The following is a 10,903-nucleotide window of genomic DNA, read 5'->3' as shown; positions in this document are numbered from 1 at the left end:
CGCTTCGTCGCGATGAAATCCTTTCCTCTACAAACGAATATAAGACAATGATCAGCATCGACCTGACACAGAAGACAACCGTGGTTACCGGTGGCGGACAAGGGCTGGGACTGCAGACGGCGACGACGCTGCACGCCGCTGGAGCCAACGTCGTGTTGACCTATTTCCAGGACGCTGCGGGGGTGAACCAGCAGCGAGCCGAGCAGGCGGCCAGCGGCTTGGGGTCGCGGGCGAAGGCGGTCGAAGGAGACGTCCGCGATCGCGATTCGATCGCAGCGATGTTCGATGCCGTGGTCGGGCACTTTGGATCGTTGGACATCGTCGTCAACAACGCGGCGATCTTGCGAGACCGCACGCTGAAGAAGATGTCCGATGACGAATGGGGTTCGGTAATCGATACGAACCTATCGGGCGTCTATCGCGTTTGCAAAGAGGCGTCGGAGCGGATCGCCGATGGCGGGCGAATCGTTAACATGACATCGATCTCCGGCTTTACTGGCTTCTTCGGCCAGGCGAATTATTCAGCTGCCAAAGCGGGCGTGGTTGGACTGACCAAAGCGATCAGCAAGGAACTGGCCAGCCGACGGATCACCGTCAACGCGGTCGCTCCCGGCGTGGTGCTGACCGAGATGGGAGCTTCGATTCCCGAAGCGGCCCGCGCCGAGATGCTGAAACAAATTCCTTTGGGGCGATTTGGTGAACCGTCGGAAATCGCCAACGCGATCCTGTTTCTGTGCAGTCCGTTGGCCGATTACATGACCGGACAGACGCTGCACGTCAACGGCGGTTGGCTGGTTTGATCGCTTCGAGTAGTGTCGGCTAAGCATGTCGCAATATATTTTCCGGGCAAACCGCAGGCTCTTCGGACCGTCGAAAGAATTAGCGGCGGGACGTAGTGGACGAGGTTACGAGTCCCCGCGATTTGGTCTGATGCAAAAGGACTCGTAGCCTCGTCCACTACGCTTCGTTGAACGGGATTGCGGTTAAACCTAGAAGGCTGCTTGCTGGCTGCTTATAATCGGCGAACTTCCAGAACGACACTACTTGAGTTTTATCGCCTTGGCTGCACCGCTACTGACCGCCGAACAGATCACTCGCCGCGATTCCGCCACCGGTCGCGTGTTGATCGATCGGGTTTCGATGTCGATCGCTGCCGGAGAACGGATCGGTTTGGTCGGTTCCAGCGGCGCAGGGAAGACCGTTTTGATGCGGTCGATGGTTTTATTGGATCCTGTTCAAGAAGGCCGCATCCTATGGCAGGGGCAACCGGTTGTTGGAAGCGAGGTGCCCGGATTCCGCAGCCGCGCGATGTATCTGCCTCAATTGGTCCCGGTCACCGATGGGACTGTCGAAGAATTTCTGCGGTCGCCGTTTGAATGGAAGATCCATCGAGATCGCCGCTACGACGCCGATCGGATCGCGGCTTGGATCGACGCGTGTGGGTTGAATGTCGATTTGCCGCGAGGGCCGATGATGCAAGCCAGCGGCGGCGAGCGGCAGTTGTTTGCGCTGCTGCGTGCGTTGCAGTTGGATCCGATCGTCGTGCTGTTCGATGAAGCGACGGCGTCGATGGATGCCGAGTTGACTCGTCGCGTCGAAGCGATGATCAGCGATTGGCAAGCGGCAGATCCACAGCGGTCGATCGTTTGGACCAGTCACAGCAGCGAGCAGATCGACCGGATGACCGATCGCCAGATCCAGCTACAAGCCGGGCAGGTTGTCGGCGAGCGACAAGGAAGCGTGGCGGGGGAAGCAGGAAATGTGTAGGCCTTTTTATTACGTGGGGCGTCGATTGAAGCGGTGCGACAACGCCGCCGGTTGAATCGATTTGAACGAGGGGGGAACCGATGAGTCCGACAAAGCCTAAACGTCAACTGCTGCCGCCGATGTGGCAGTTGCCCGAAGAGTTTCGGCATCGCTTGGGATCGACCGCGGGACGCCAGCGGGCGATGCTGGCCGACGGTCATTTATTGCTGGTGTTGCACGTCGTTCCCGGAGCGGATGATACGACGCGAACGGGGCGTTTCTTCTGGCGGGAAACCTCGGGAACATGGCACAGCTCCGATTCGGGAGCCGGCCCGGCGGCATTGCACAAACACTTGGATCAATACGCCGCGGCGTTGGATGCGTCGGAGCAGTTGGAGACCGAGGCGTTGCATGCCGACCAGTACCTGCAGTTGCTCGAACGGCTATCGCCCTTGCTGCGAGCGTCGCGAAATATGTTGCAGGTCCTGGAGGAGGCTCGCAAAGAGGTTCCGCAGGACCGCGACCTGATCGAATGCCGCGACCGGGCTTACGAGATTTCGCGGACGGCGGAACTGCTGTACGGCGACGCCAAAAATGCGATGGACGTCGCGGTGGTTCGCCGCGCCGAACAGCAGGCCGAAGCGAGCGACCGGATGGCTCGAGCATCTCACCGGTTGAACGTCCTGCTGGCGATGTTCTTCCCGATCGCCACGCTGGCGGCGATGTTTAGCACGGTCTTCACGGAGGGCTGGCGGCTGTCCGATTCGCCGGTGCCGTTTGTGATGTTTGTCGGGGTGGGGCTGGTCTCGGGCCTGCTGCTGACTCTTTTCATCACCCGCCCCGGCGGGCCCGAAATCGGTTGGAAACGCCCCCGGTAGTTTGGGCTTCGCGTCCAAGGTGAACCCGTCGCACAGCACGATCGTGTGCAAGTCGAATCGAAGCCGCGGTAGCGGCAACACGCGTGAGGGGCGAAAGGGGACAGGCACATTCCTGGCACGCCTGTCGCGGGCCGAAGGTCCAGCAATTTGCATAGCCCAGCCTGCAGGGCTGGGTATCAGCCGACGTCGCCCGGTTTCATTTCACAACAGGCGAAGGGGCAACGCCCCGGGGGAGGTGGTGACAATCGACCGGGCCTACAGCCCAACCATGTCAATCATCGCCGCTAGAACCCAGGCCGATGGCCTGGGCTATGCAAATTGCTGGACCTGCGGCCCTGACTCTATGCTGCCGCCGCCTCCGCGGCTTTTCCGCTACCGCTGGGAGCTTTCGCCCTGCTTGAATAGCTTCGAAGCTGGCAAAAGCTGCGGCGATCGGATAGGCTCAACAGAGTGGGGGCCCGCGACGGATTGCCGGCCCCCTGGCGCGGCCCTTGCCGGTCGGCTGTCGCGCCCATCGCCTTTATTTTCTTCTTGTAGATCGTTGGTCGGATTGATAATGCCTGTTCGCAACACCTACGTCATTGTGGCGGTGATGATCGTGTCGGTCGCCTGTTATTTGAAGGCGGATCGAATGAAACACGCCGGACCGGTCGGAGACGCGATCTCGATGATCGATCGCTATTACGTCGATCCGGTCGACCACCGCGCTTTGGTCGATGGAGCGATGCAGGGGGTGGTGAGCCAATTGGATCCCTATTCCCAGTTCATCGATCCCAGTTCGTACGGCCATTTCCAAGACGCGCTGCAGCAGCGGTTTGCCGGGATCGGGATCATCGTCGAACAGCCCGATAAAGAGGACCGCGTGCGCGTCGTGACGCCTCTGTTTGCAACGCCCGCGTTTAAGGCGGGGCTGCGACCGGGAGACCGGATCATGGAAGTCGATGGGACGACAACTGAAGGGCTCGAAATCGGAAAGGTCAGCGATTTGTTGCGCGGCCCCGAGGGGACTGTCGTTTCGATCCTGGTCCAGCGAGGCGATCAAACGCTGCAGGTCGAAGTGCAGCGCGCTTGGATTCCGCTGGAATCGGTGCTGGGAGATTACCGCGATTCGGACAACAACTGGGTCTTCCGACTGCGTGAAGAGCCGCGGATCGCCTACATCCGCGTGACGACGTTTGCCGAACAGACCGTCGACGAGATCACCGCGGCATTGGAACAACTGGACAACGATTTTGATTCGTTGATCATCGACCTGCGTCAGAATCAAGGCGGGCTGTTGTCGGCCGCCGTCGATATCGCCGACATGTTTCTCGAAGACGAAGTGATCGTGACGACACGCGGTCGCGGCGGCAAGCTGGAGGCGGAGTTTTCGGCGACCTCGGGAGTACTGGTCGACGACGACAAACCGCTTGTGATTATGATCGATGGTGATTCGGCCAGCGCCAGCGAGATCGTCGCTGCGAGCTTGAAGGATCATCGCCGAGCAACGGTCATCGGCGAACGGTCCTTCGGCAAGGGAACGGTTCAAAACGTGCTGCCGCTGGAATCGGGACGCAGCGCGCTGAAGCTGACCACCGCCCGCTACTACCGCCCCAACGGCGAGAACATCCATCGCCTGGAGGGTTCGACCGACGAAGAGGCTTGGGGAGTTCGCCCTAACGAAGGCTTTGAGGTCAAGCTGTCCGACGACCAACGGATGGCCGCGATGAAGCGCCTGCAAAGCGCCGCCTACCCGATCATGCCCGAAACGGCTGTCGTGGTGACGAAAGATGCTTTGCCTGTGGACGTCACGAGTCCGGCGACGACAGAAACCGATAGCACGGAGGCGTCGAAGCCGGCCGCGGCGGCAGAAACGCCGCCGAGCGACGCGGATTCGGAAGAAGCCATCGAAAAAGTGTCGGCCGACCCGCGGGCACTCGACCAAGATCCGCAACTGATCAAGGCTGTCGAGTTTCTGAAGCAGGCGAATGGGCGAACGCAAAAGCTGGCCGCTTAGGTACGCGGGGGGGACCTGCTTAAGACGCCCAATCGGCCTTCGGTTTTTCATGCACCGTCGGCGACCCGCTTCCTTGCAATGCCTGGACCTTGGCCGCGAAAGAGTCGACGTTTTGTTGGCCGACCAGCGGATGCAGGTTCACACGGTGAGTGACGCTTCCGCCGGGGGGAACGGTCGCGACGCGCCCTTGTTTTCCTTCAAAGCTGCGTGGGTTCGGGAAATTCGTTGACGGTTCGAGCCCCGTGACATAGCCGTCCTGGTGCGCCGCGGTATTTTTCCAAACGATAAAATAGGGGAGCGTGTTCGTGTCGTAGGAAAGTCCAAAACCCTGATCGCCGCCGGGGGATTGCAGCATCATCGCCGTTGATCCGGCGGCATCGGACTTCATTCGGAATAAATGCACCTGTTCCTGGAATCCCGATTCCGGACCGCGATACCGATCCCAAGTCGCGATGTCCGTTGCGGCGTGATCGTTCCGCGGCGCCACTTCTTCGAATGGGACCAACAGCTTTGCATCCGCTCCCAGCACCGGAGCGCCTACATTGATGTGATACAGCATCTGCGTTTCGGCTGGCTGCGAGCCGTGATTGCTCACCGTGTCTTCGATCTCGATCTCGCGACCTCCCGGGGCGACGGAGACCCGCGTTGTCAGTGTTAAATTATTGAAAAACAGCCGCTTTTCGTGCGTTTCTCCCGCGACGACGCATCGCCCCTCGACCTCCTCTGACCACACCCTCTCTGCCGGGGTGTTTGCGATCCGCCCGTGCAGCGGATACCGCAATTGCCCCGATTCGTCGAATTCGGGGGCTCCATTGCTGACCAAGCCGCACCGGACCAGCAGTTCGTCAAATCCTTCCAGCCAGCCGATGCCGCCGGGATCGTGGACCGGAACCAGCGATGGGTGGATGGGGCCATCGACGGGCGAGTTCCATTTGAAGGGGATTCCATCGCAAATCACTTGCCAAATCGCCATCCCGCGGGTCGGCAACAGGGTCACCTGCATCGGTCCGGTATCGATCTGCACCACCTCGATCCCCGCCCCACGACCGCTGGCGATCGTGCCGTACTTCAGGGTGATTTGCCCCTCGGGCGACTCCATCGCGGCCAAGCAGCCTTCGCGCGGCGGATGCCAATCGATCGCGGGGAGCGTGCGGGGGGCTGCGGGATTCTTGAAGTTGGTTGCCATATGGGGGCCTCGAGCAGGTATGGGGGGTGAGTTTTTGTCGATCTTTTGTTGCACCGCGAATGATCGAATCGCCGACACTGACTTGTTTCAGGCGTCGATGCCGAATAAAACATCGTGCGCCGGTCTGACCGCCTTTTCGGATGGGTCACCGGCGGAATATCAACAGGTTATCTCATTAGGACACCACGAAAAATGCCTCAAATAAGCCTCGACGAAGGATTGGTCAAATCGGACAACGTCGCATCCGTCCTGGATTCGGCAATGAACGCAGGCGGTGGACTGCTGCGTTTAACACCCACTTGGGTGCCTCGATCCTTCCTTCAACCGGGGCGCCGGATTAAGCTGCACCCGAGCGATTATTACCGCTTCGGTGCCGATCGCGGTGGCATCGATGAACGTTGGTTCGGCAGCACGACCGAAGCGGCCAACGAGGGACGCGTCTGGCACGAAGGCCTCAGCTTCTGCCTGCACGAAGGGCAAAAGTTCTTGCTCAAAGATGCCGTTGCCGAAGCGGGCGACCGCTTGATCGGTAAAGACATGTTCTCGAAGTACGATCGCTGGCCAGTCTACAGCAAGTTCTTCGACAACATGGGCCCGATCCCGCACCACATGCACCAGAGCCAAGAAGATGCGGCGTTGGTCGGCCAAGAAGGGAAGCCCGAGAGCTATTACTTCCCGCCACAATTGAACAACGTCGACAACAACTTTGCCTACACCTTCATGGGGCTCGAACCAGGCACCACCAAGGATCAAGTTCGCAAGTGCTTGGAAAACTGGAACGAAGGGGACAACGGAATCCTCGACCTCTCGCGTGCCCACCGCCTGAAGCGCGGCACCGGTTGGTTGATCCCGCCGGGCGTTCTGCACGCTCCCGGTTCGCTATGCACTTACGAACCTCAGTGGGGCAGCGACGTCTTTGGCATGTTCCAATCGATCGTCGAAGGCCGCTACGTGCCATGGTCGCTGTTGGTCAAGGACATGCCCGAAGACAAGCACCAAGACCTCGACTTCATCATTGGCCAGCTCGACTGGGAAAAGAACGTCGACACCCACTTCAAGGAATCGAACTACCTGGAACCGATCGTCGACACCGACCGCAGCGGCGACGGGTATGAAGACCTGTGGATCGTCTACGGCCGCGTCGATGGCAAGCAATTGTTCAGCGCCAAAGAGCTGACGATTCAACCGGGCAAGAAGTGCACGCTTCAAGAACCGGGTGCCAGCAGCTGGATCACGATGCAGGGCAAGGGCAAGATGGGCAGCTTGAACCTGCAAACGCCCGCTTCGATTCGCTTCGGCGAAAACACCGAAGACGAGATCTTCATCTCGTACGAAGCTGCCAACGCCGGCGTTGTGATCGAGAATACCGGCAGCGAGCCACTGGTTGGCCTGCGTTACTTCGGTCCCGATGTGCATCCGAATCTGCCGCTGCACGGCGGATCGAAATAGCACGCCGCATCCGGTTTGCCGCCAGCCGGAGTCAAAGGATTTCGGCTGGCCTCGGCAATCGTCGAACGGCCTCTTAGCATCTCGCTACAATAGCCCAACAGAACCACTGTGGGTTGTTGCTCACACACCAAAGCACGTACAAGGCACGGAACAGGAACAACGATGAAACTACACAACGCGATGTGGCCCGGACTGGTTGGCAAAGGGACCGACGAGGGACAAGAGCCGCCGATCAGTCTGGAAAAGATGCTCGACCTGACAGCCGCTGCCGAAGTCAACGGTCAGAAGTTCGACGGCATCGATTATTTCCTGTTCCTGCCTCACACCAACCCTGAAGCGAGCGACGACGAACTGCGTCAGATCGCTGACCTGATCCAAAGCAAAGGCTTTGCCGTCGGGTCGCTGGTCGCTCCCGTATGGCCCGGCACGATTGGCGATTCCGCGATGGGAACCGCCGAACAACGCGAAAAGTTCCTCTCGGCAGTCAAGATGGCCTGCCGCGTCGCTGGCATCTTCGATAACCATGGCGTTCGCAAATACGGCGTGATCCGCATCGACAGCGCCGAGTTTGGCGTCGAAAAGTGGAAAGAGAACCCGTCGTCCAACACCGCCCAAATCGCAGCGACCTTCAAAGAAGCTGCCAAGATCGCCGCCGATCACGGCCAGCGTTTGGCTGCCGAAGGCGAGATCTGCTGGGCCGGCATGCACAGCTGGAAGGACATGTTAGACCTTCTCGAAGCGGTTGGGATGCCCGAGAGTCTCGGTTTCCAAGCCGACCTGGCGCACACCTATCTGTACCTGATGGGCTACAACGCCGCCGAACACGCGCTGCTGCAACCGGGCTACAGCGACGAAGAGTTTTACGCCGCGTATGAAAAGATGACCGACAAGCTGCGTCCTTGGACGATCGATTTCCACGTCGCCCAAAACGATGGCGAAGTCCACGGTGCCGGGTCGCACGACAAGACGGGCAAGCACTGCCCAGCGGATGACCCCAACGGCAAATTGGATATCGTCCGTTGCGCCAGCTACTGGCTCAAAGACGCTTCGTCGCGCGGCATCCAACATATCTGTTGGGACGGCTGCATGTTTCCCAACGCGACGTTGGAAGATCCCAAGACCTGGAACACGATCCTCGACACGATGATCAAGGTTCGCGACGCCAACGCCAGCTTGGTTTAACACCCGCGGGCTGCCTGCCGCCTTTTGCTCCGCGAAAGGCGACCATCGCGGCAGACGACGCTTGGCAGCCGATCGGCATTGAATAGATCCTCACAACACTTCAGAAACGAGACACCATCAACATGAAAAACGTCAACATCGGAATGATCGGTTACGGTTTCATGGGCAAAGCGCACACCAACGGCTACGCCCAAGCGAACCACTTCTTCAAGCTCGGCCACAAACCGGTCCTCAAGGCGCTGTGTGCCCGCAACGCGGAAAAGGCTCAAGAGTTTGCCGACAACTGGGGCTACGAATCGATCGAAACCGATTGGCGTGAATTGCTGAAGCGCGACGACATCGACGCCGTCGACATCTGCGTGCCGAACAACTTGCACAAAGAGATCTCGATCGCCGCCGCCGAAGCGGGCAAGGCGGTTCTGTGCGAGAAGCCGCTGGCGATCGACGTCGCCGAAGGCGAAGCGATGTGCGAAGCGGTCGAGAAGGCGGGCGTGCCGAACATGGTTTGGTACAACTACCGCCGCATCCCCGCGGTCTCGCTGGCCAAGCAGATCATCGACGAAGGTCGCTTGGGCAAGATCTTCCATTACCGTGCGAACTTCTTGCAAGATTGGACGATCAACGCCGACGTCCCTCAAGGCGGTGCAGCGACCTGGCGCCTGGATGCCGAAGCAGCTGGCAGCGGCGTGACCGGCGATCTGCTGGCTCACTGCATCGATACAGCTCTCTGGCTTAACGGCGGCATCAAAGACGTTTCGGCGATGACCGAAACCTTTGTCAAGGAACGCCTGCATGCTGAAACCGGCAAGAAGGAACCTGTCACGATCGACGACGCGTGCATGTTCCATTGCCACTTCGACAACGGCTCCCTCGGCCTGTTCGAATCGACCCGATACGCTCGCGGTCACAAGGCGCTTTACACGCTGGAGATCAACGGCGAACACGGCAGCCTGGCCTGGGACCTGCACGACCTGCATCGCCTGCAGTACTTCAACTACGCCGACGACGGCATCGTCCGCGGCTGGCGCGACGTTCACGTATCCGATGGCGACCAACCCTACATGGGCAACTGGTGGGTGCCAGGTTTGAACGTTGGATACGAACACAGCTTCATCCACCAAGTCGCCGACTTCTTGAAGAGTCTCGACGAAGGGAAGCCCGTTCATCCATCGTTCCGCGACGCCTTGGAAACTCAAAAGGTCTGCGACGCAGTCCTCAAGAGCGCCAAAGACCGCGCCTGGATGGACGTGTAGTCCTCCATCGCTATCCGGCCGGACTCGAGGCTTCGGCCGATGGTACCGCGATTTCCACTTGCGTTTGCGCCCAGCGAAAGTAAGCGGGCAGGACGGATCACAATGTGCTAACAAGATCGAGCCGAGAGGGACCGCTGGTCGGGCCTGCTCGGCTCGTTCCATTTCACAATCTCCTTTTGATCGGCCGAAGCTTCGAGCCCTGCGGTCGGTCGATCAGAGTTTTCGATCCGTGACGACCTTCGAGGATTGCAGGATGTGATCGAGTCGTTTGGGGGCGAGGGAAAGCATGCGGTCTAGGAGCATTTCGGCGACGGCTTCGCCCGCGATGATCGATGGGATCTCGGCCTTGATCGGGTCGCGATTTGCGGTGGTGATCAGCGAAATATCCGCTATTTGACTGAGCGGTGAGTTGGGGAAATTTGTGAGGGCGATCACCGTTGCCTGCTGTGTTTCGGCAACGCTCGCCGCGTGCAGGATGTCCTTCGTCGCGCCCGATGAACTGATCGCGAAGAGGACATCCGATTCGTCGAGCAGCGTCGCGTTGACCGCCATCACATACCCTTCGGTCGATGGGCGGGCGTCGATACCAATCCGGACGAGCTTCCACGCCAATCCTGTCACCAGCGGTGCAGAGCTGGCAACACCCACGATTTGAACAACTCGGCAGGCCAGCAGGCGCTCGGCCGCTAATTGCAAGTCGTGGTCGTCCAGCAGTCTCAGGGTTTCACTGAGATCGTTCTTCAGCCGTCGCTCAACCTCGCTCCCCTGGCGGTCGTTCGGATCGCGTTCGGCGCGCACGTTGACCGCTTCGTCGGTTGCCAGCATCAGCTTGAAGTCTTGAAAGCCCTTGCAGCCCAGCTTCTGGCAAAAACGAATCACGGTTCCGTATCCGATCCCACTGATCGCAACGACTTCGGTGATCGAATGGTATGCCGACTCGGGATGCTTCTCGAAATATTCGCCAGCCCGCTGTTCTGCGTTGGTCAGTTCGCCATGCAGGCGACGAAACTTCTTCCGCCAGGATTCATCGGCGTAGGAGGAGCTTTGGGCAGCAGGGGTACTCATCAAAAGTTCACAGCGTCGGTTGTGGAGGGATCACGGGAAGAGTTTCAAGGTGCAGGGGGCATCTTGTCGGGCGTTAGCTTTAACTAATTTCCCGCGGCGAACCGCCGAGCGTAATCGTCCGAGGGGGCGTCGTCGACTCCTTCACTTG

General features: G+C 59.5%; 9 protein-coding genes. 7 read left to right on the top strand and 2 right to left on the bottom strand.

Annotated features, from left to right (window positions below):
- Positions 1 to 47: 47 nt before the first annotated feature.
- The 4 genes from fabG to Poly24_RS24220 all read left to right on the top strand — a co-directional run bounded on the left by fabG (position 48) and on the right by Poly24_RS24220 (position 4,620).
- The gene (fabG, locus tag Poly24_RS24235) at positions 48 to 800 is read left to right on the top strand and encodes a 3-oxoacyl-ACP reductase FabG (RefSeq protein WP_145101749.1); all 753 of its coding nucleotides are present in this window, start codon (positions 48 to 50) and stop codon (positions 798 to 800) included.
- A 244-nt stretch (positions 801 to 1,044) separates the two neighbouring features.
- The gene (locus Poly24_RS24230; RefSeq protein ID WP_145101746.1) at positions 1,045 to 1,767 is read left to right on the top strand and encodes an ABC transporter ATP-binding protein; all 723 of its coding nucleotides are present in this window, start codon (positions 1,045 to 1,047) and stop codon (positions 1,765 to 1,767) included.
- 80 nt (positions 1,768 to 1,847) lie between these two features.
- The gene (locus Poly24_RS24225) at positions 1,848 to 2,624 is read left to right on the top strand and encodes a hypothetical protein (protein WP_145101744.1); all 777 of its coding nucleotides are present in this window, start codon (positions 1,848 to 1,850) and stop codon (positions 2,622 to 2,624) included.
- Positions 2,625 to 3,180: 556 nt separating this feature from the next.
- The gene (locus Poly24_RS24220) at positions 3,181 to 4,620 is read left to right on the top strand and encodes a S41 family peptidase (RefSeq protein WP_197452141.1); all 1,440 of its coding nucleotides are present in this window, start codon (positions 3,181 to 3,183) and stop codon (positions 4,618 to 4,620) included.
- Positions 4,621 to 4,639: 19 nt separating this feature from the next.
- Here Poly24_RS24220 and Poly24_RS24215 read toward each other — a convergent pair whose 3' ends face one another.
- Complete coding sequence (locus tag Poly24_RS24215; protein WP_145101739.1) at positions 4,640 to 5,806, bottom strand: aldose 1-epimerase family protein; 1,167 nt, start codon at positions 5,804 to 5,806, stop codon at positions 4,640 to 4,642.
- Between the two features lie 192 nt (positions 5,807 to 5,998).
- On the opposite strand from Poly24_RS24215, the gene Poly24_RS24210 reads away from it, so the two are divergent.
- The 3 genes from Poly24_RS24210 to Poly24_RS24200 all read left to right on the top strand — a co-directional run bounded on the left by Poly24_RS24210 (position 5,999) and on the right by Poly24_RS24200 (position 9,690).
- On the top strand, positions 5,999 to 7,255 hold the full coding sequence (locus tag Poly24_RS24210; protein ID WP_145101737.1) for a cupin domain-containing protein: 1,257 nt from the start codon (positions 5,999 to 6,001) through the stop codon (positions 7,253 to 7,255).
- A 162-nt stretch (positions 7,256 to 7,417) separates the two neighbouring features.
- Positions 7,418 to 8,437 carry a sugar phosphate isomerase/epimerase family protein gene (locus Poly24_RS24205; protein ID WP_197452140.1) on the top strand — a complete coding sequence of 340 codons (1,020 nt, stop codon included), beginning with the start codon at positions 7,418 to 7,420 and terminating at the stop codon, positions 8,435 to 8,437.
- A 122-nt stretch (positions 8,438 to 8,559) separates the two neighbouring features.
- On the top strand, positions 8,560 to 9,690 hold the full coding sequence (locus Poly24_RS24200) for a Gfo/Idh/MocA family protein (protein ID WP_145101735.1): 1,131 nt from the start codon (positions 8,560 to 8,562) through the stop codon (positions 9,688 to 9,690).
- Between the two features lie 213 nt (positions 9,691 to 9,903).
- Here Poly24_RS24200 and Poly24_RS24195 read toward each other — a convergent pair whose 3' ends face one another.
- Positions 9,904 to 10,755 (bottom strand): MurR/RpiR family transcriptional regulator, encoded by an 852-nt coding sequence (locus Poly24_RS24195; RefSeq protein WP_145101733.1) that lies wholly within the window; start codon positions 10,753 to 10,755, stop codon positions 9,904 to 9,906.
- Positions 10,756 to 10,903 lie beyond the last annotated feature (148 nt).

It is taken from the genome of Rosistilla carotiformis, assembly GCF_007753095.1.
Lineage (GTDB): Bacteria > Planctomycetota > Planctomycetia > Pirellulales > Pirellulaceae > Rosistilla > Rosistilla carotiformis.
Note: the sequence above shows the minus strand (reverse complement) of the source record. Positions and strands in the feature narration are given on the sequence as shown.